Source organism: Vibrio sp. Vb1574, from assembly GCF_033338675.1.
In genome coordinates this window covers 27,482-48,623 of sequence record NZ_JAWOTC010000029.1, presented here as the reverse complement: position 1 = coordinate 48,623, position 21,142 = coordinate 27,482, and the positions used below count along the sequence as shown (strand labels likewise).

Sequence of the window (21,142 nt, the reverse complement as noted above, 5' to 3'; positions counted from 1 at the left end):
AACGACAAAGAGCAGCTGAATTGCTGCTCTTTTTATTGGGGAAGCGTTAAAGGTATGCAGTTAGCTTTCTACAATTACACGAGTGTCTTCACTCAGAGATTCTAACTCATTGGCTATGTCTTCAATTTCTAGCTCGCTAGGTAGTTTTATCGCCATTTTAGCGCTGAATAAGCTAGAGCTTACCCCTCCGCCTCCTGCAATGAATACACGCTGACAATCCATATCTAAAATTGAGATACCTTGATTATCGAGAACGTGAGTAATTTCATTCACAATACCCGCTCTATCGTTGGCATCTAAACGAAGTTGGAAGATAGTGTCTTCACGATATGAGTGAGGCTCAGAGTCGACGAACCTAACAACAAGAGTCTGACAAGAAGAGAACGCTTGTTTAACGATGTCGGCATTTTCTCTTGGAAGCTCTACTTTGATGACACCTGCAACTTGGTCTTCGATAAAGTTTACTTTGCTGATCAGCCATTTCCCGCCGTTTTCGTGTGTGATTGCAGCGAGCTCTTTAATCGTGGCGGGTGACGCTTGTCCGACAAAATTAACAATAAATACGGTGTTCATAATGTCCCCTCCTGGAATCAAGGTTTGGACGCAGTACGAATAAACGTGCTACTTAAGTTATTGGAATAAATCCTTTTATTTAGTGTAGGTGCTAAGGGCGGGTAATGTTTGATGAAAGTCAATTTTTAACACTAATTCGTGATGCAAATAATTAAAACAATGTTCAGAGCACAAAAAAGCAGCCATCGTAAGGCTGCTTTTTACCGAGTATCAACTTAGGATTAGAAGGTTACTTTTAACTCGACACCATAAAATTGACTGTCGTAGTTTGCGCCTGCGTCCATGGCAAATTTTGCAACATCTTGGTTTCCAAACCAAGGTGATGAATTGAATTGTAGTTCTGCACTACCGCCCCATGCATCAGTTACCCAATAATGAATATGTCCAACAGGGTTTAAGAAGAAGAGCGAAACATCACCTGCGGTTTCAGAGCCCATAACTTCTCCGCCGTTTGCAATAATGTCTTGCTCAGCCGTTAACATCATTTCACCAACAACAGCACCAAAGAATGGTGTGATAAAAATATCCTGCCAAGATGGTACTTCTGCGAACGCCTCCACGCCATACTCCCAAAAGAACGTCGACATAGTTGCGGAGTACAAAAACGACTGAAATTCATTATAGCCAGCGTGACGTGCTGCCGTGTAGTAAACGCCGCCAAAATATGGGTGCATGATGTAGTTGAGGACATGTTCATCGCGATCCCAAACGGGGCCGTCAGAGACATTATCTTTCCACTTTTGCCCCAACTTACTCATGTCTCGGTCTTCTTCGTCCCATTTGGTGATACTTTCTGGAAGAAAAGTCATCATGCCTACGGTCGCGATACTGAGACCTAGAATGGTGTAGGTTTGACCCATCAGATAATCCCAGTCTTTATCTTGAGGGATGATGAGATGTTTAGGCTGAAGCCCTGCGTCAAGGTTTAGCGAATCATCATTATTCTGTTCATACATAACACCGCGATTTTGAGCCTCGAAGGTGTACAGAGTCGTCGTTTCGCAGTAACCTGACAAGCAATCAGGTGTGTAAGAAAACTCTGTATGACGGCTTAGGTCATAGTGACTTGCGTGCGCAAGCGCTGACGAAGCCAAGCAAAGGCCTGTTAGAGTCGTCTTGAACATGGATGATTTTGACACAAAGGTCTCCGAGTTAATGGTGTATGTTCGGGCTCGTAATTATCCCTCAAAACATCAATCATTTAAACACTTGACCCTTATTTAGTCCCAACAAACCTCGGCGAGATTTGTCCAAATAAAAAGAAAAATAAGCGCTATAACGAAAATAGGATTGTGCTTACGTTCAGGAGTCAGTTGTGAAAATAGCAATGCTTAGTACTGGTGAGGAAGTCCTCCACGGTGATATTGTTGATACTAATGCGGCATGGTTGTCTAGCCTGTTTTATCAACATGGATTTGGCTTAACAAAGCGCTCAACGGTTGGTGATAGCCTATCGAGTTTGGTTGAAGAGTTTTTAATGCTCAGCTTTAACAACGATGTGGTTATTGTTAATGGTGGTTTAGGCCCTACAACGGATGACATGAGTGCTGCCGCCGCCGCGAGAGCCGCCGATTGTAAACTGGTGCTATTCAAAGAGTGGTTGCAGCATCTAGAAAATTTGTATGCTCGACGTGGCATCCCTATGCCGGACAGTAATTTAAAGCAAGCAATGCTGCCAGAAACGGCAGAGATATTGGACAACCCGATAGGCACTGCTTGCGGTTTCAAAATGCTGATTAATGATGCCATTTTTTATTTCACACCGGGTGTACCAAGTGAATTTAAGCTCATGGCAGAGACGCAAATTCTTCCCGATCTGAGAAGAGTGTTTCCCGATGTTCAAGGCTCATGTTGTAGTCGAATCTACACGTTTGGTCTGTCTGAATCCGGTATTTCAGATAAGCTAGATCAGCTAAAACTTCCTCAAGGCTATGAGCTAGGGTATCGCTCTTACTTGCCTTTTATTGAAGTGAAACTTTTTGGTCCTTCAGATCAGATTGAACAGCGTTTGAAACTAGTACAGATAATTAATAAACACCTTGAGAGTAATACCGTTAGTATTGACTTACCTATGGTTGAAAATGTCGGCCAGTTGTTGGTCGATAAAGGACTAACGGTGTCGACCTCCGAAAAAAGTAGCGGAGGATACTTAACGTACTGGCTAAACGGCGATGAAAACGCTGAAAAGCAACTAGGGCATGGTTGGATACTACCGAGCCTGACTCAAGCGATGGCCAACAGCGGAGATCCATTAGCAGAGACGTTTGCTCTGGCTGGCGCTACGCGAGAGAAGTGTGGGACGGATTTATCACTCGTTACTGGCCATATTGAAGAGGGTGTTTTTTCCGTCGCTTTATCGACACCGTCAGGCGAGTGGGGAGCATTATATAAACTCTCGAAAAAGTATCAGCGCAATGATCAAGTTAAAGTGATCAGCACGGCAGCACTAGACTTGTTGCGTCGCTACCTAGAACGTAAACCGATGTTTGCGCATTATGCATTTTTAGAGAAAGTTAAAGAGATGCACCTCCCGAGCAGTGCTTTATAACCAAAGCTCTATACAGTAGTCTGAGAGACAAAACACAGAGACAAAAAAGCCAAGGTGATTACCTTGGCTTTTGCATTTTATACCGTCGAGTCAACGTTATGCGCGCTGCTTTTCTTTCATCGCGTAGTTAACGCCGCTAAGTGACAAATCTGATTTTGCTTTACAGATACAAGGTAATATTTCATCACTTTGTGTGTAAGCCATGGCAAAACCAACATACTCCACTTCACCAGACTCCAATTTGCAGCGACAGGCGCCGCAGTGCCCATCACGGCAGTTGTATTCTGGTAATAGGCCAGCTTGCTCCATTGTTTCCAAAATCGTATTGGAAGGGTTGGATTCAATGCTGATCAGTTTGTTGATTTTGAGTGTTGCCATTACAGCTCGAATCCTTCGAAGTCATCTGCGCGAACTTCATTGTCAATTTGACCCACAAGGTAAGAAGAGATTTCTGCTTCTTGAGGCGCAACTTGAACGTTATCTGAAGACAACCAAGCGTTAATCCATGGAATTGGGTTAGTTGTTGCTTCTGGATACGCTGCTGGTAGACCTACCGCTTGCATACGAATATTTGTGATGTATTCAACGTATTGGCTTAGGATGTCTTTGTTTAGACCGATCATAGAGCCATCTTTGAATAGATACTCTGCCCACTCTTTTTCTTGCTCAGCCGCTTCTTTGAATAGGTCAAAACAGTCCTGTTTTGCCTCTTCTGCGATTTGCATGAAAGTGAAGTCATCTTGACCGTTACGTAGCAGGTTGATCATGTGCTGCGTGCCATTTAAGTGAAGTGCTTCGTCACGAGCGATCAGCTTGATGATTTTCGCGTTACCTTCCATTAGTTCGCGTTCTGCGAAAGCGAAAGAACATGCGAAACTTACGTAAAAACGAATAGCTTCTAATGCGTTAACAGACATCAGACAGATGTACAGCTTCTTCTTAAGATCGTACAGACTAACCTTAACCGTTTCACCGTTAAGGACATGCTCACCTTCACCGTAGCGATGGTAATCATTCGTCGCTTGAATCAAATCGTCGTAGTAGTGCGCGATGTCTTTTGCACGCTTCAGAATGTGCTCGTTCTCAACGATATCATCAAACACTACAGCAGGGTCGTTCACGATGTTACGAATAATGTGTGTGTAAGAACGAGAGTGAATCGTTTCAGAGAAAGACCAAGTCTCAATCCAAGTCTCTAGTTCTGGTAGAGACACAAGCGGCAGCAGTGCCACGTTAGGGCTGCGGCCTTGGATAGAGTCAAGAAGCGTTTGGTACTTCAAGTTAGAGATGAAGATGTGCTTCTCGTGATCTGGCAGTTTGTTGTAATCGATACGGTCGCTAGATACGTCTACTTCTTCTGGACGCCAGAAGAAAGAAAGTTGTTTCTCGATAAGTTTTTCGAAAATCTCAAACTTTTGTTGGTCGTAACGTGCAACGTTTACTGATTGACCTAGGAACATTGGTTCCTTCAATTGGTCATTCTTTTTTTGGTTAAAAGTACTGTAAGCCATAATGCCTCAATTCCTTTTAAACCTCCCCGTAAGGGGGAGGTTATCGATAGTCTGTCTTTACGGGTTCGCTAGGTACGGGAAGATTAAATCTTACAACCGCCGCCAGCACAATCGTCATCTTGTGGTTGAACAGCGTCTTTCTGTTCATCTTTCGCGCCATCACGAGTGTTGTGGTAGTAAAGCGTTTTCACACCAAACTTATACGCTGTTAGCAGGTCTTGAAGTAGTTTCTTCATTGGAACCTTGCCAGTCTCGTAACGTGACGGGTCGTAGTTAGTATTAGCAGAGATAGCTTGGTCAACAAACTTCTGCATAATACCCACAAGGTGCAGATAACCGTCGTTCGAACCGATATTCCAAAGCAGTTCATAGCTGTCTTTAAGTTCTGTGAACTCTGGTACAACTTGCTTCAGGATACCGTCTTTCGAAGCTTTTACTGAAACGTAACCACGTGGTGGCTCAATACCGTTAGTTGCGTTTGAAATCTGAGAAGAAGTCTCAGAAGGCATTAGTGCAGTCAGTGTTGAGTTACGTAGGCCGTGCTCCATAATTTCTTTACGTAGGCTGTCCCAGTCGTAGTGCAGCGCTTCGTCACAAATTAGGTCGATATCTTTCTTATACGTATCAATCGGCAGTAAGCCTTTCGCGTAGTTCGTCTCGTCGAATGAAGGACACTTACCTTGTTCTTTCGCCAGTGCTACAGATGCTTTCAATAGGTAGTACTGCATTGCTTCGAACGTACGGTGAGTTAGGCCGTTCGCGCTACCGTCAGAGTATTTCACGCCATTCTTCGCTAAGTAGTAAGCAAAGTTAATCACACCAACACCTAGCGTACGACGGTTCATAGTCGATTTGTATGCCGCTGGTAGAGGGTAATCTTGGTAATCAAGCAGTGCATCTAACGCACGAACAACAAGATCGGATAGCTCTTCGAAATCATCTAGAGACTTGATAGCACCTAAGTTGAATGCAGAAAGCGTACACAGTGCGATCTCGCCTGAGTCATCTTCAACGTTAGTTAATGGTTTCGTTGGCAGTGCGATTTCTAAACATAGGTTCGACTGACGAACTGGAGCGACTTCAGAATCAAATGGGCTGTGAGTATTACAATGGTCCACGTTCTGGATGTAGATACGACCCGTTGATGCACGCTCTTGCATTAGCAGAGTGAACATTTCAATCGCTTTAACCGTTTCTTTCTTGATTGAAGGATCGTTCTCGTACTTCACGTATAAACGCTCAAACTCTTCTTGGTTTTCGAAGAATGCGTCGTACAGACCAGGTACATCAGATGGTGAGAATAGCGTAATATTGCCGCCTTCAACTAAACGTTGGTACATCAGTTTGTTTAACTGAACACCGTAGTCCATGTGACGAACACGGTTTTCTTCAACACCACGGTTGTTCTTAAGTACCATTAGTGAGCGTGCTTCACCGTGCCACATTGGGTAGAACACAGTAGCTGCGCCACCACGTACACCACCTTGTGAACAACATTTTACTGCTGTTTGGAAGTACTTGTAGAACGGAATACAACCAGTGTGGAATGCTTCACCACCGCGAATCTCTGAGCCTAATGCACGGATACGACCTGCGTTGATACCAATACCAGCGCGCTGAGATACGTAACGAACAATTGAGCTTGCTGTTGCGTTAATAGAATCAAGACTGTCTCCACACTCGATCAGAACACATGAGCTGAACTGGCGAGTAGGGGTACGCACGCCAGACATAATTGGCGTAGGTAGAGAAATCTTAAATGTCGATGTCGCATCGTAGAAACGTTTGATGTAATCAAGACGTGTCGCTTTTGGATATTTCGCAAATAAGCACGCTGCTACAAGGATGTATAAGAACTGAGCACTTTCGTAAATTTGGCCCGTAACACGGTTCTGTACGAAGTACTTACCCTCTAGCTGCTTAACTGCCGCGTATGAGAAATTTAGGTCGCGTTTATGGTCGAGGTACGCATCAAGTTCGTCGAGTTCTGCTTTTGTGTAGTCTTCTAGAATATGTTGATCGTACTTACCCATATCGACGAGGCGAGACACGTGATCATAAAGCGTTGGTGGCTCGTATTGGCCATACGCTTTTTTACGCAGATGGAATACCGCTAGGCGAGCAGCTAGGTATTGGTAATCCGGAGTCTCTTCAGAGATCAGGTCTGCCGCAGACTTGATGATTGTCTCGTGAATATCTGTCGTTGTGATGCCGTCGTAAAACTGGATGTGAGCGCGAAGTTCTACTTGAGAAACCGAAACATTATCTAGACCTTCTGCAGCCCAAGTGATAACGCGGTGGATTTTATCCAGATCGATACTTTCTTTACGGCCATCACGCTTGGTGACGGTAAGTTGTTGGTTCATTCTGCTTTATTTCCCTAAGAAAACTGATAAAAGCCGTATTTTTGTTTGTTTATGTGCAATATGAGTAAAGCTTGCGGCGGCTTTGTGATCAAAGTCTATCTATATATTGTCGCTTAAACACAACATATAGGGGTTCATTTGTTTGCGGGTTACAAGATAGTGCTATTACACTGATTTATCAAGGTACAGATCGGGGATGACTTGTGGATAACTGACAAAATGAAGAAAAACAGTAAGTGAACACTAACCGATGAGAAAAGGGCAGACTTGAATGGTTAAAAGTACGGTTTCGAGATCGGTTTAGAAATAACCGCATGCAAAAATATTTTCCTTGATCTTTGGCCGTTTTTATCTACGAAAAATGGCTTGGTCAAAATGGAATCTAGAGCACGAATTTTAGCCATAAAAAGACAAAAAAAGCGGCAACTTTGTGCTACCGCTTCCGATTCATTTTCTTTAAAAAATGTCAATCACAAAACTCATTTTTTAACTTAATAGCGTTCAGTATTTTTTAGTATGAACGATGTAGTTTACATCTACATTACGACCGAGTTTGTAGCTATCATTTAGAGGGTTGTAATGAAGCCCAGTAATGCCCATTTCCGTCAGGTCAGTTTGGTCTATCATCTTCATCATTTCGGCTGGCTTGATAAACTTATCGTGCTCATGAGTGCCTTCAGGAACAATCTTAAGAAGCTTCTCAGCACCGACAATAGCAAATAAGTACGACTTAATGTTTCGGTTCAAAGTTGAGAAAAACACGTGACCACCGGGTTTGACTAGCGCAGCACAAGAGCGGATAACGGAGAGAGGATCTGGAACGTGTTCAAGCATCTCCATACAAGTCACGACATCGTAAGTTCCTGCGTTTTCTATAGCGTGGTCTTCTATTGTGCTCTGAATGTAGGTCAGTTGAGTGCCTGTTTCTAATGCATGTAGTCGCGCGACTTCTAATGGTTCTTTACCCATATCAAGCCCCGTCACAATAGCGCCTTCTTTTGCCATGCTTTCAGCAAGAATGCCACCACCACAGCCGACATCAAGTGTTCGCTTGCCAAACAAGCCATTTGCTTTTTCAAGTACATAGTTCAAACGAAGTGGGTTAATTTGATGAAGCGGCTTAAACTCGCCTTCTAAATCCCACCATCGAGAAGCCATGTCCTCGAATTTCTTAATTTCACTTGGGTCGACGTTTTGTGCTTTAGTCATAATTGGTTTTATTGCATTCAATCTGAGTCCTTTAGAGGGCGCCAGTATACTCCAACGTTTTACACCCAAACAACCTCGATGTGCTTAGTTAAGGGACAATGACAGAGTTCACTGGCGCGGCAATCGAGACAGGTGCCTGTAATTTGTAAAGCGCTAACTATTGTTTTTGGTTCATCCTTGAACTGGTGCCAGTGATAATAACTCTAAAACCTGCATTTTCGCGTTGTGTGGTTAAAGGAATTTACCTCGCTTTTCCGCGTAAAGGGTCCGATTTTGCTCAATATTGACCGAAATATAACCACTAATCAGAAAGATATGGGATGAGTGTGCAAATTCTCGACATTTGATTCATAACCAAGCTCACAACCTGATAAAAGGAGAGGGAAAGTGATGCCGAAGTGATGAATTGTGTGTTATATTTTTGCACCTTACACGTATCGTAATTACGATCAGATAATAGAGGGATAATGGCTCTATGAGCGATTTAGCTAAAGAGATCACGCCCGTAAACATTGAAGATGAGCTTAGAGGTTCATACCTAGACTATGCGATGTCAGTCATCGTGGGTCGTGCTCTTCCAGATGTGCGTGATGGCCTAAAACCAGTACACCGCCGCGTTTTATTCGCGATGAACGTACTAGGCAACGATTGGAACAAACCATATAAAAAATCAGCCCGTGTTGTCGGCGACGTAATCGGTAAATATCACCCACATGGTGATAGTGCTGTGTACGACACAATCGTACGTATGGCTCAGCCGTTCTCGCTTCGTTACATGCTGGTCGATGGTCAAGGTAACTTTGGCTCGATCGATGGCGACTCTGCTGCGGCAATGCGTTACACCGAAGTTCGAATGGCAAAAATTGCCCATGAACTATTGGCTGACCTAGACAAAGAAACCGTAGACTACGTACCAAACTACGACGGTACTGAGCAGATCCCAGCGGTTCTTCCAACTAAAATTCCAAACCTATTGGTTAACGGTGCTTCTGGTATCGCAGTAGGTATGGCAACCAACATCCCGCCTCATAACCTTGGCGAAGTGATTGATGGCTGTCTTGCATACATCAATAATGAAGAAATCACTATTGATGAACTAATGGATTACATTCCTGGTCCTGATTTCCCAACGGCGGCGCTTATCAGCGGTCGTAAAGGCATTGTAGACGCGTACAAAACAGGTCGCGGCAAAATCTACATGCGTTCGAAAGCGGACATCGAAGTGGAGAAGAATGGTAAAGAGACCATTATCGTCACTGAAATTCCTTACCAGGTGAACAAAGCTCGCTTGATCGAAAAGATCGCTGAGCTAGTTAAAGATAAGAAAGTAGAAGGTATCAGTGCACTGCGCGACGAGTCAGATAAAGACGGTATGCGCATTGTTATTGAGTGTAAGCGCGATGCTGTGGGCGAAGTAGTTCTAAACAACCTTTACGCTCAGACTCAGCTGCAAACCACTTTCGGTATCAACATGGTGGCCCTAAACAATGGCCAGCCACAGCTATTCAACCTAAAAGATATGTTGAAGTGCTTTGTTGATCACCGTCGTGAAGTTGTGACACGCCGTACTATTTTCGAACTGCGTAAAGCGCGTGAACGTGCTCATATCCTTGAAGGTTTAGCTCTAGCGCTTGCTAACATTGATGAAATTATTGAGCTTATCCGTAAGGCACCTACACCGGCTGAAGCAAAAGCGGGTCTTATCGCTCGTGGTTGGGATTTAGGCAACGTTTCAGCAATGCTAGAGCGTGCTGGTACAGATGCTGCGCGCCCTGAATGGCTAGAGCCTGAATACGGTATTCGTGATGGTCAGTACTTCCTGACTGAGCAACAAGCACAAGCTATCCTAGATCTACGTTTACATAAACTAACAGGTCTAGAACACGAGAAGATTCTTGGCGAATACAAAACACTTCTAGAAGAAATCGCTGAACTCATGCATATCCTTGCGAGCACTGAGCGTTTGATGGAAGTGATCCGTGAAGAACTTGAAGCGGTTCGTGACGGCTTTGGTGACGCTCGTCGTACAGAAATCACAGCTGCGAGCCATGATATTGACATGGAAGAGCTGATCGCACGTGAAGACGTTGTGGTTACTCTATCTCACGGTGGTTACGTTAAGTACCAAGTACTGAGCGACTACGAGTCACAGCGCCGTGGTGGTAAAGGCAAGAGTGCGACTAAGATGAAAGATGAAGACCATATCGAGCGTCTTCTAGTGGCGAATACCCACGATAACATCTTGTGTTTCTCTACTCGTGGTAAAACATACCGCCTGAAAGTTTACCAATTGCCTCTAGCGAGCCGTACTGCGCGTGGTAAGCCAATCGTAAACATCCTTCCACTCGAAGAAGGTGAGCGCATTACCGCGATTCTACGTGTTGATGAATTCTCTGAAGACAAATTCATCTTCATGGCAACAGGTGACGGTACGGTTAAGAAAACGCCGTTGAACCAGTTTGCAAACGTACGTTCAAACGGCCTAATCGCTGTGAACCTACGTGAAGACGATTCGTTAATCGGTGTGGATATCACTAACGGCGAAAATGAAATCATGCTGTTCTCTAAAGCGGGTAAAGTGGTTCGCTTTAAAGAAGCAGAAGAGATTCCAGTACTTGATGAAAATGGTAAACCAGTTCTTGATGAGAATGGTCAGCCAGAGATCAAGTTTAAAGGTGTTCGTCCTATGGGTCGTACCGCCTCTGGTGTTCGTGGTATGAAACTGGCTGAAAATGACCAAGTTGTATCACTTATTGTTCCTTCGCACGAAGGCGACATCCTAACGGTTACAGAAAACGGTTATGGTAAACGCACAGCACTTAGCGAGTACCCGACAAAAGGTCGTGGCACTCAAGGTGTAGTTTCTATCAAAGTTTCTGAGCGAAATGGCCCGGTAGTTGGTGCTATCCAGGTTGTTGAAGGTGATGAAATGATGATGATCACCGACGCTGGCACGTTAGTACGTACTCGTGTGGGTGAAGTTAGCCAAGTTGGTCGTAACACACAAGGTGTAACGCTTATCCGTACTGCGGAAGATGAATCAGTTGTTGGTTTGCAACGTATTGAAGAAGTTGATGATGAAGAGCTGCCTGCTGATGAAGATGCAGAAGCGTTAGAGTCAACAGACGAAAATACGCAGCAAGACGCTCCAGCTGCTGATGATGCAGAGGAAGGTAACGAAGAGTAATCTTACATCGTTATCCTGATATGAAAAGCCGAGCCTTAGTTGCTCGGCTTTTTTGTATCTGTATCAACGCATTTAAAGTAAGAAATGCGTACACTGACGTTATCTTTGTTTACAGGACGTGTTATGTCTGTTTGGTTTTTCGCTGCCATCACTCTGATGGGGCTGTTTATCGTACTCTTATCACTGAGTGCATCAAAAGTTAAACCTGCTCAATGGTTTGGCTTTTGCCTGTTAGTACTTGTCGTGACGAGTGCCAGTTTCTTATTGCTGCATCAAACTCCGCCTAAACCAATACAAGCGGAAATGTCACGAATGATGACTGCTCGTGACATCATGAAAGAGATTCAAGACCAGTTGCGTGAAGATCCGAACAACGCTGAATTGTGGTTCCAACTCGGGCAGGGCTACCTGCTAGAGGGGGAATTTGATGGCGCGCTGATTTGTTTTGATTACGCGATCCAACTGACTGAGCCAGTCAGTGCCACGCAACTTGCCGCAAAAGCGACGACCTTGTACTACATTCACCAGCAATCAATGACGCAAGAAGTTAGCTTGCTTTTGGAGCAAGCTTTGCAGATAGAACCGCACAATGAAGCCGCTTTGTCTTTGATCGCAAATGATCATTTTCTGTCATTCCGATTTCAGGAAGCGATTGATGCCTGGGTACTATTATTAGATTCTAATGATCCAAATTTAGATAGGGTGCAAATCATTAACTCTATTAACAAAGCAAAAGAGCTGTTGTAAGCGTACAATTTAACAAGCAATAGAGGGAAAGGTGGGCAACGAATGAAAAATAAAGCACTAAGCATATTGGTTTTGCTGTGCGGCTCTGTGCTGGCGGGCTGTAGCTCTTCCGATCATTCTGGCTCTTCCTCTACGGTTTATTATTCATCGGGTTACTACGACCCGTGGTGGTACGATCATGACGACTACTGGATTTATTACTATCCGGGCTGTTGCGATAACGACGATGAATACAAAGAGAAACTGGAAGAGTGGTGGAATGGTTTAGATGAAGACCAACAGCAATCCATCAAAGACAAAATCGAAGATTGGAAAGACGACGATATGTCCGCCAATATCGATAACATGAAACGCCAACTTGACGATCATTGGCAATCACTGCCTGACGAGCAAAAGCAAGAGATTCGAACCCAATGGGAGAATCGTCCGGAGCATATTGAACCAGCGACTTTACAAGGCAAGGCGGTGAAAGAAAAGGTTCAACAAAGAAAAGCATTACCGGAAACGAAGATCCAGCGTCCAGTTGCTCGTCCAAATGTGCAGATACCTAAAGCACGTCCAAATATTCAACCTAGACCTAGGCTTCCTCGTCGCTAGTACATTCGATTTTTGTCTCTCGATAGAATCAGGATGAAGAGATAAAGATAATAAAGAAAGAAAAGGGGCGTTCAGTACGCCCCTTGTTGTATCTATAAGTTAACCGTTGCCAGTTAGACTAATACGTGGCTTCGCGTTCAGCTGCTGCTTTATCCCACTCTGGCGCTACTGTTTCTAGGAAGTGTTTCTTGTCTGCGTTCATCTTATCCATATCCATGCCCAGTGCTTGTTGTGCTTTCGCTTTGGTCGAGATATCTGGAATTTGAACAGGGTCAGTAATGCCTTTGGTTGCCAGTAAACGAACCAATTTGGTACGGGCGTCAGCAGCGCGGTCAACTGCAGTACCTAGTACTTCAAGTGCTACCTCAGGAGCATGCATGTGAACACCGTGAGAAGCAATCGCGTAGTCCCAACGCCATTGTGCATGGCGAATATCTTGTAGGATAGGTTCCATCTCTGCTTCTGTTGCACCTGCTTTCCACGCTGCTCCTGCTTCAAAGTGTGCCGCTACGATTTGCTTCTCGGCGGTTAGCTTCATGTTCAGTACTTGCGCTTTGCGAGTCGAGACGATGCCTTGTAGCTGCTCTTTAGTTTGGGTATGGCATTGCGCACAGGTGTCTTCAAAACGATCAAATGGGTTACCCACTTTGTGGTCTGTGTACACCGTACCGTCTTCTTTGGTCACTTTAGGCATGTGGCAGTCCACACACACCACTTTGTTTTTACCATGAATACCCGCTCTCCAAGTTTCGAAACCTGGATGTTGCGCTTTTAGCATCGGCGCTTTAGATACGGCATGCGTCCAATCTTTGAAATTCAACGCGTCGTAGTATTTCTCCATGTCATTAACGGTGGTGCCCATATCCCATGGGAATTTAACCGCTTTAGTTGGGCCGGTGAAGTAGTATTCAACGTGACATTGAGCGCAGACCGATGCTTGCTTATCTAGGCGAGACTGTTCATCAAAGTTTTTACCAATAGTATCAAAAGCACGCTCGACGTATGGGCGAGTCAGTGCTAGCGCAGGTTCGCCTTTCTTGAAGGCTTCAGAGCCTGTGTTGTGGCAATCGGAACAACCGATAGGGTTGACGATTTCTGAGCCTAAGCGTGCCCATTTACCTTCGAAATAACCGTCTTCACCACGTTCATCAATCACGCGAGCAACGTCTGGGCTTTTACAGCTCCAGCACGCCATCGGCATAGGCCCGGACTTCTCGTCGGTTGGTGCGCCGGTACGTAAGGTTTGGCGAACATCATCAAGTGCGTAAAAGTGACCGCGCGCTTTGTTGTAGTCTTTCGCGAAGCCATAACCTGCCCACAGGATAACCATGTTTGGGTCTTCACTTAGAGCATCTTCAATGTGCTCACTTTCGGATGTTGCTTTCCAAGAATGGTATTGATCAGGGTGGTTCTGTTCAAAGACATCGTTACGAGGATCGATAAAATCCTTCTCTTCTGCCGCCAACGGAGCGTCAACCAAAAATAATTGGCTGGCGAATAAGGTCGCAACCGCAATAGGTGCGCTCATCCAGTGTTTTATGCTCACAGTGTTATCTCCATATTCGTTTTTATTAGCAGCGTTGTGAGGAGCTATTCCAAATAAGAACTGGAGATCTACGATTAATAATATTGCTTAATTGGATAGATGAAATAGTGAGTGAATCTTGTCTTGTTTTAGATCAATTTACACCAGTGATCTCAGTCATGTTTGAATTTATATACCTCTAAAGTGGTAGTTGTTAAGTCATTGTTCTGCAATGCTTTGGGTTTTAACCTTTTTAAAAATAGGGTGATTTAGTTCGCTTTTTGAGCAGGCGTTTCTACCCCTTATGAATAATAGAGGTATTATAAATATAGGTTTAGCGTTGTGGCTTTCCGAAATAAGAATTGATGTCATTTGAAGATCTAAAAAATATCTTCAGAGGAAATTAATTGTCGCTCAAATAAATAATTGAGAATAGTTATCAATTATTATCGAGCTAAGGAAAGAACAATATGGGCAATATAAAATTGACCATAGAGACAATGCTGAAACTTCTCTTCGTCTTTGCCATCTATGGTTTCTCCATCGCCGCCCATGCGACTTCTTCAGAGCCGATTGAAGGTGCTCAAGCTGAGCGTCATCAAGTCGAGTTGATCCGTGACCGTGACTACAAGTGTCTGCAATGTCATAAGGATGCAAAAGAGACTCTGAACCTTTCGCATGACCCGCAAGCTCTACTCAGCCAAGGGAAGCAACTTAATTGCACCAATTGCCATAGCAACATTGGTCCCGACCATCGTGAAGGTGCGCCTGATGTGATTAAGTTTTCTGCCGCGCAATCGAAAGAGGTACACGACAAAGTGTTCCTTGATCCAAGCATGATTCTTAAAGCCAACGGCCAATGTGTGGATTGCCACGCACCGACACAGCTGAGAGAAAGCCACTGGACGCACGATGTGCACGCCAAAAACCTCACTTGTTCAAATTGCCACGATGTACACGCAGCGAAAACCAAAGCGTTGTCGTACGACAGAAAACAACTGATCAAGCAGTGTGTGGATTGTCACTCTGAATTTGCCGTCGAACCTGAACTTGCCAAAGAAGAGGAGAGATAGCATGAAATGTTCGAGAAGAAACTTTTTAGCCGGCAGCGGCGCGTTGATTTTAACTACAGGCGTTGCAGGCACTTCCGTTGTTAGCTCCTCTCTCTATGCCAGCAACAGTGAACAAGCGAAACGCATGGGTATGGTTCATGATGAAAATGCCTGTATTGGCTGTACCGCTTGTACCGATGCTTGTCGCGAAGTAAATAAAGTCCCTGAAGGCGTAACGCGACTTAAAATTCATCGCAGTGAACCGATTGGCGAATTTCCAGATGTGGAATACCAGTTTACTCGCGAATCCTGTCAGCACTGTGATAACCCACCATGTGTGTACGTTTGTCCAACAGGCGCTGCATACAAAGATGAAGCGACCGGCATCGTGGATGTGCACAAAGAGAAATGTGTCGGATGTGGTTATTGCCTTGCCGCTTGCCCTTACCAAGTGCGCTTCTTTAATCCAGTCGATCACTCTGCGGATAAATGTAACTTCTGCCGTGATACCAACCTAGCGCAAGGTAAACAGCCAGCTTGCGTGGAATCTTGCCCAACAAAAGCACTCATCTTTGGTGATTTGAATGACCCAACTAGCGAGGTGAGCAAAGCTATCGAAAGCCATGTTGTCTATCGCGATAAATCGCATTTAGGTACGCAACCTAAACTGTACAAAATTCCGCATAGCAAAGGAGAGGTGTCATCATGAACGGCTTCGAAAGTGCATTCCACTTTGACTCGTTAGTCTGGGATTGGATCATCGCGATTTACTTATTCCTTGCTGGGATGTCAGCAGGTGCGGTGATGATTTCTATCTATTTAAAACGCAAAGTGATTGAAGGTGATCCCGCAAACAACGGCATCATGAAAGCTATGGCTTGGCTTGCGCCATTTGGCATCATTGCTGGGTTGGCAATTTTGATTTTCCATTTAACCAAGCCTTTAGAGTTTTGGAAGATCATGATCTACTACAACCCAACGTCTGTGATGTCGATGGGCGTGATCTTGTTCCAAGTGTACATGCTGGTGCTGTTTGTTTGGATCGGCGTTATCTTCCGCCATCAAATCATCAGCTTTTGTGAGGGTAAGTTACCGAGCAAACTGTTGGATTTTGCCGATGGCATTTTGATTAAGGCGGGGAAAGCCAACAACGCAATTGAATTGTTCTTGGGCTTCTTAGCCATCGTGCTTGCAGCGTACACTGGCTTTCTATTGTCTGCATTGAAGACTTACCCAATGCTAAACAATCCAGTACTGCCAATCTTGTTCCTGTTCTCTAGTTTGTCCTCGGGTGCAGCGGCATGCTTGATGTTCGGCATCTTGGTGTTTAAAGAGTCGACCAGCAGCCCAAGTGTGTCTTGGGTACACGGATTTGAACGCCCAGTAGTATTGTTTGAGCTGTTTGTCTTAGTGACTTTCTTTACTGGACTGATCTTCAGCGGTGGTCAGAACGAAGTCGCGGCTTGGAATGCTATTTCGAGTGGATTCTGGGCTCAATGGTTCTGGGGTGGGGTAGTGTTCATCGGCATGATAACGCCTTTGACTCTCAATTGGTTGGCGCCTTCTGAAGTGCGCCACAAAGGCAGTTACGTTTTTGTGGTCACGACGTTGAGCTTGGTTGGCGTACTTATGCTGCGTACTTTCATTCTATATGCCGGTCAAATGACCATAGTGTAAGGGGGATAAATGGAAGCTGAGCTAGGGTTCTTCTTACTGATATTGGTGGCTGTAACATCGACTTGTGCATCGTTGCTGCATTGGCTACGTCGTGCTATGAGTAAGAAGGCGACATTGCCACATCAAGTCGCGATGTCCCACATCATTAGCTTAGCTTCCTTCATTTGTTTAGCACTTCTGATCGTCTGCTTCGTGCAAGACAACTTCGCGTTGGAATATGTTGTTACGCATTCCAACAGTCAACTTCCCGTAGCATTCAAGATTGCTGCCGCTTGGGGCGGGCACCAAGGCTCCATGTTGTTTTGGGTCGTCACCTTGAGTTTATGGGCGTCGTTTATTGCATTTAAGTCACCGCTCAACGCCCAATATACTTGTGACTGTTTAGGAATCATGAACCTTCTTATTGCGACATTTGCTTGGTTCACGTTAATGACCTTTAACCCGTTCGAGTATGCCCAAGTATTGGCGTCGGAAGGGCGAGATCTAAACCCAATGTTGCAAGATGTTGGGCTTATCATTCATCCACCATTGCTTTATCTCGGTTATGTCGGTTACGCAGCAATATTAGCTTTTGCATTAGCAGCGCTATTGGGTAAACAACCGATGAGCGATTGGTATGTGGTTGCTCGAAGCGCAGCGTTTTTTGCATGGGGAACGCTCACGTTGGGTATCTTGGTGGGATCATGGTGGGCGTACAATGAGCTAGGGTGGGGCGGCTGGTGGTTTTGGGACCCTGTGGAGAACGCTTCTCTACTCCCTTGGCTTACTGGTACTGCTTTGTTGCACAGCGGTGTTGTCGCAACACGTAACAGAGGCGCAATTTGGAGCACCTATGCACTGGCGTTTGCTACGTTCAGCCTAAGCATTTTAGGGACATTTGTGGTGCGCTCTGGCGTGCTGACTTCAGTGCACGCTTTTGCGGTGGACCCAACTAAAGGTTTGGTGCTGATTGGTGTATTGAGCTTGCTTGTCATTATCACTTTTGGCGTATTGATTTTGCGAGGAGAACAACTCCCTCGCTTCAAACTTCAATCTCTAGCGAGCCGAGCTTACACTGCTTACATCGCCAAAGGGCTGCTGGTTATTGCGACTGCTATCGTTTTTCTTGGCACTTTTTATCCGATGGTTTATCAACTGCTCGGTTTAGGAAACATTTCAGTTGGCGCACCTTATTTTAATAGTCTGATCTTGCCATTAAGCATACTGGCTCTGATTGCCTTAGCTTTCATGCCGCTGCTGAAATGGACAAAAGGCACAGTGCCGAGTGTAAGCACTGATATCGCGATTAGTATTGCGTTATCTATAGTCTCTGGGATCGGGTTTATGTTCTCAGTGAACGTACTGCATTTCGAAGTATTGCTAACCATAATATTGGCTACTTGGGTGATTGTGGCGCATCTCGTTATGCTGTTTCGTTGTTCCAATAAGCGCAAACTCATGCCAATCGTGATGGCACATATCGGTTTTGCGCTGGCGGTGAGTGGAGCTGTATTCAACAGTCACTACTCATATGAACATAATTTACGTGTCGAACCCGGCAGTTCTCAACAAAGGGCGGGGATCACTATCGATTATCATGGTATCGAATGGCTGGTGGGGCCAAACTACACCGCGGAACAAGGACAGATCACCTTGCACTTGGAAGATGGCCGCATGCTCAATTTCAACCCGCAAAAGCGTCATTACCCTGTGCGAGTGATGAATATGACCGAGCCTGCGATTCGTTCACTATGGCATGGCGATTATTACGTGACATTGGGTGACAAAGTCGATACTCATGCTTATGCGATTAAAGTTCAGTACCGCGCAGGTATTTGGTGGATATGGTCTGGCGGGCTACTAGCTGTGTTTGGTGCGCTATTAACCGGCCTAAAGAAAAGGAGAGAGGCTATCAATGCGATCGAGAAATACGCTTAAACTCGCAGGTCTCGTTGTGGCTGTTGCCGTGTTTGCTGTAGTAACTGCGGTGGCTTTGTCTGAGCGACCACATGTTGAATTGTCCCCACAACGAAATTTAGAGACACCTAATTTTCGCTCTACTTCTCTGATCTCTGATGACATGGTTTCTGAGCAGTTGTTCAAAAGCGACGGATATAAATTATTGAATGTTTGGGCATCTTGGTGCGGAGTATGCAAACGAGAGCATGAAGAATTATTGCAGTTAGCAGAACTCGGTGTGCCTATTATTGGGCTGAATTATAGAGATCAAAAACAAGCCGCTCGTGAATATTTGAGCTCTAAACGAAATCCATATATTGAAGTAATTAGTGACCCTAATGGAAAGCTCGCTGTGGAGCTAGGTGTTATCGGAACGCCGGAAACTTACTTGATTGATCCAAATGGTCGTATATTGATCAAATATCGTGGAGAGCTAACGGCAGATAAATGGAACGATATATTTTCAGGATACTTGAATGTTTCGATTTAATAATCTTCTCCTCACTTTAATCCTATTTATACTATTTTCTCCTTTCACGAGAAGTGCGGATATAGAACAGAATGTTGATCTGTTTGAATTTCATTCTGTTGAAGTGCAACAGCGTGCAACCTCGTTAGCCAAGACATTACGCTGCCCGCAGTGTCAAAACCAAAACCTTGTCGAGTCTAATGCACAAGCGGCTAAAGACCTGAGGTTGAAAGTGTATACGATGGCCAATGAAGGCAGCTCAGATCAAGAAATAAAGGACTATCTAGTTGCTCGTTATGGGAATATTGTTCTGTATCAACCACCATTAAATTATTCCACGGCGCTGTTGTGGATCTTTCCTGTGCTATTTTTGATCTTTTTTGTCTTATATTCGATCCGAATGGTGAAGCGTATTTAATGTGACCGTTATTCCACTATTAAAAATAAATTGTGCACTTAACAAGCAGAATGTTATCATTTTTCCGAATTTATGAAGTTTCCAGTATAAAGAAAATAAAAATTTTGAGCTGGATAAGTAATAAAAGAACGAAATAGGTGCACGCAGTGGATTCAGTTATATTACAACTTAAAAAAGACTTCTATTCGCAGATTCGTGCATTGCAATCACCGAACCTGCCTCAAGTTACTTCAACGCTCGCCGTGTTGACCGACGAGGAAATCCAAGAACTCGAAGCAGTTTGGATTGAACTCGCCGTTTGGAAGCGCAGTCAGACCCATTAAAAGATAGACCAAACGACCTTCTTGAAACCCCAGACAAAATTTGTCTGGGGTTTTTTATTGTAGTTTTTTTAAATTGTTATAATATAACAATTGTTCAGTTGGAGAGTGGTTCTCTTTTGCTGTCTTGAGTGGATAACTGCCCTCAATTGTGATCTCTATATTGCAAAATGCGGTATCAGTCCCCATAGTTGAAGAGCAACGAGTAAATCCCATGAATGCAATAACGAAAACGCATCAAGCAATAAATCGAGTGAGTATAGATATGGCGGAAGTACGTGCCAGAGTAGATTTTAAAGTCGGGGCAAAAAGTAACATTGATGCCGAAATTCTGTCTTTCCATGGTCTGAAGACAGACAAAGAGCATGTTGCTATTATCTTTAAACAAGCGGACCAAACTCAGGACATGCCTTTAGTTCGTATGCACTCTGAGTGTTTGACAGGCGATGTGTTCCACTCTTCACGCTGTGACTGTGGTGAGCAACTAGAAGAGACGATCAATCGCATGGGCGAGTCCGGTGGTATCATCTTGTATCTCCGTCAGGAAGGTCGTGGTATTGGTTTGTACAATAAGATCGATGCATACCGCTTACAAAGCCAGGGCATGAACACGTACGAAGCTAACAACCATTTGGGCTTTGATGATGACCTGCGTGATTTCACAGAAGCAGCACAAATGCTAGAAGCTTTAGGCGTGAATAAGATCCGCCTTGTGACGAACAACCCTAAGAAAATCCGTGAGTTATCTGAGTACGGAATTGAAATTGGCGAGGTTGTCAACACCTCTGCACATATCAAAGATGGCAACGAAAATTATCTGAAGGCAAAAGTCTCTCACGGAAAACATGACCTAAAGGTTTAATCCTAAAGACAAAACTGACAATAAAGCCTGTGAAAAACCTCATTTTTATGAGGTTTTTTTGTATCTGGAGTTGCAAATAAATTGTAAATTTGTATTATCTCGAGACTAAAGTGCAAATAAGAATAATTAGCACTACCAATACG

The 21,142-nt window shown here is 44.4% G+C and carries 19 protein-coding genes; 12 read left to right on the top strand and 7 right to left on the bottom strand.

Annotation, left to right across the window (positions count from 1 at the left end):
- Nucleotides 1–60: 60 nt before the first annotated feature.
- Complete coding sequence (locus R7O12_RS16660; RefSeq protein WP_005376814.1) at nt 61–573, bottom strand: glycine cleavage system protein R; 513 nt, start codon at nt 571–573, stop codon at nt 61–63.
- A gap of 221 nt (nt 574–794) precedes the next feature.
- Nucleotides 795–1,697 (bottom strand): DUF3943 domain-containing protein, encoded by a 903-nt coding sequence (locus tag R7O12_RS16655; RefSeq protein ID WP_005376815.1) that lies wholly within the window; start codon nt 1,695–1,697, stop codon nt 795–797.
- A gap of 191 nt (nt 1,698–1,888) precedes the next feature.
- Between R7O12_RS16655 and R7O12_RS16650 the strand changes: the two genes are divergently transcribed.
- A complete protein-coding gene (locus R7O12_RS16650) occupies nt 1,889–3,121 on the top strand; it encodes a CinA family nicotinamide mononucleotide deamidase-related protein (RefSeq protein ID WP_318126134.1) in 1,233 nt (410 codons plus the stop codon).
- 96 nt (nt 3,122–3,217) lie between these two features.
- On the opposite strand, the gene yfaE is transcribed toward R7O12_RS16650, so the two are convergent.
- The 4 genes from yfaE to ubiG form a co-directional block, all read right to left on the bottom strand.
- Complete coding sequence (gene yfaE, locus R7O12_RS16645) at nt 3,218–3,499, bottom strand: class I ribonucleotide reductase maintenance protein YfaE (protein WP_005376817.1); 282 nt, start codon at nt 3,497–3,499, stop codon at nt 3,218–3,220.
- Complete coding sequence (gene nrdB / locus R7O12_RS16640; RefSeq protein ID WP_005376818.1) at nt 3,499–4,632, bottom strand: class Ia ribonucleoside-diphosphate reductase subunit beta; 1,134 nt, start codon at nt 4,630–4,632, stop codon at nt 3,499–3,501. Before nrdB ends, yfaE begins: the two co-directional genes overlap by 1 nt.
- Before the next feature lie 83 nt (nt 4,633–4,715).
- Complete coding sequence (gene nrdA / locus R7O12_RS16635) at nt 4,716–6,998, bottom strand: class 1a ribonucleoside-diphosphate reductase subunit alpha (protein ID WP_005376819.1); 2,283 nt, start codon at nt 6,996–6,998, stop codon at nt 4,716–4,718.
- Between the two features lie 501 nt (nt 6,999–7,499).
- Nucleotides 7,500–8,207 (bottom strand): bifunctional 2-polyprenyl-6-hydroxyphenol methylase/3-demethylubiquinol 3-O-methyltransferase UbiG, encoded by a 708-nt coding sequence (gene ubiG / locus R7O12_RS16630; RefSeq protein ID WP_017636129.1) that lies wholly within the window; start codon nt 8,205–8,207, stop codon nt 7,500–7,502.
- A 475-nt stretch (nt 8,208–8,682) separates the two neighbouring features.
- Between ubiG and gyrA the strand changes: the two genes are divergently transcribed.
- From gyrA to R7O12_RS16615, 3 genes are all read left to right on the top strand, one after another.
- Nucleotides 8,683–11,394 (top strand): DNA topoisomerase (ATP-hydrolyzing) subunit A, encoded by a 2,712-nt coding sequence (gyrA, locus tag R7O12_RS16625; protein ID WP_017636128.1) that lies wholly within the window; start codon nt 8,683–8,685, stop codon nt 11,392–11,394.
- Nucleotides 11,395–11,517: 123 nt separating this feature from the next.
- Nucleotides 11,518–12,141 carry a tetratricopeptide repeat protein gene (locus tag R7O12_RS16620; protein WP_054701274.1) on the top strand — a complete coding sequence of 208 codons (624 nt, stop codon included), beginning with the start codon at nt 11,518–11,520 and terminating at the stop codon, nt 12,139–12,141.
- A 42-nt stretch (nt 12,142–12,183) separates the two neighbouring features.
- Nucleotides 12,184–12,738 carry a hypothetical protein gene (locus R7O12_RS16615; RefSeq protein ID WP_017636126.1) on the top strand — a complete coding sequence of 185 codons (555 nt, stop codon included), beginning with the start codon at nt 12,184–12,186 and terminating at the stop codon, nt 12,736–12,738.
- A 118-nt stretch (nt 12,739–12,856) separates the two neighbouring features.
- Here the strand turns inward: R7O12_RS16615 and nrfA are convergent, their stop codons facing one another.
- Nucleotides 12,857–14,284, bottom strand: coding sequence for an ammonia-forming nitrite reductase cytochrome c552 subunit (gene nrfA, locus R7O12_RS16610; protein ID WP_025998734.1), 1,428 nt, complete (start codon nt 14,282–14,284; stop codon nt 12,857–12,859).
- Between the two features lie 449 nt (nt 14,285–14,733).
- On the opposite strand from nrfA, the gene nrfB reads away from it, so the two are divergent.
- The 8 genes from nrfB (at nt 14,734) to R7O12_RS16570 (ending at nt 20,999) form a co-directional block, all read left to right on the top strand.
- Nucleotides 14,734–15,336, top strand: coding sequence for a cytochrome c nitrite reductase pentaheme subunit (gene nrfB, locus R7O12_RS16605; RefSeq protein WP_053306575.1), 603 nt, complete (start codon nt 14,734–14,736; stop codon nt 15,334–15,336).
- A 1-nt stretch (nt 15,337) separates the two neighbouring features.
- Nucleotides 15,338–16,024 carry a cytochrome c nitrite reductase Fe-S protein gene (nrfC, locus tag R7O12_RS16600; protein ID WP_017636123.1) on the top strand — a complete coding sequence of 229 codons (687 nt, stop codon included), beginning with the start codon at nt 15,338–15,340 and terminating at the stop codon, nt 16,022–16,024.
- The gene (nrfD, locus tag R7O12_RS16595; RefSeq protein WP_318105900.1) at nt 16,021–16,992 is read left to right on the top strand and encodes a cytochrome c nitrite reductase subunit NrfD; all 972 of its coding nucleotides are present in this window, start codon (nt 16,021–16,023) and stop codon (nt 16,990–16,992) included. Before nrfC ends, nrfD begins: the two co-directional genes overlap by 4 nt.
- A gap of 9 nt (nt 16,993–17,001) precedes the next feature.
- Nucleotides 17,002–18,909 carry a heme lyase NrfEFG subunit NrfE gene (locus tag R7O12_RS16590; protein ID WP_318105898.1) on the top strand — a complete coding sequence of 636 codons (1,908 nt, stop codon included), beginning with the start codon at nt 17,002–17,004 and terminating at the stop codon, nt 18,907–18,909.
- On the top strand, nt 18,887–19,420 hold the full coding sequence (locus R7O12_RS16585) for a DsbE family thiol:disulfide interchange protein (RefSeq protein WP_054574739.1): 534 nt from the start codon (nt 18,887–18,889) through the stop codon (nt 19,418–19,420). The genes R7O12_RS16590 and R7O12_RS16585 overlap by 23 nt, the downstream gene beginning before the upstream one ends.
- The gene (gene nrfF, locus R7O12_RS16580; protein ID WP_318105895.1) at nt 19,407–19,817 is read left to right on the top strand and encodes a heme lyase NrfEFG subunit NrfF; all 411 of its coding nucleotides are present in this window, start codon (nt 19,407–19,409) and stop codon (nt 19,815–19,817) included. The genes R7O12_RS16585 and nrfF overlap by 14 nt, the downstream gene beginning before the upstream one ends.
- Before the next feature lie 146 nt (nt 19,818–19,963).
- Nucleotides 19,964–20,140 carry a hypothetical protein gene (locus R7O12_RS16575; protein ID WP_020480909.1) on the top strand — a complete coding sequence of 59 codons (177 nt, stop codon included), beginning with the start codon at nt 19,964–19,966 and terminating at the stop codon, nt 20,138–20,140.
- A 211-nt stretch (nt 20,141–20,351) separates the two neighbouring features.
- Nucleotides 20,352–20,999: a GTP cyclohydrolase II gene (locus tag R7O12_RS16570; protein WP_170893460.1), complete on the top strand. Its 648-nt coding sequence runs from the start codon at nt 20,352–20,354 to the stop codon at nt 20,997–20,999.
- Nucleotides 21,000–21,142: the final 143 nt, after the last annotated feature.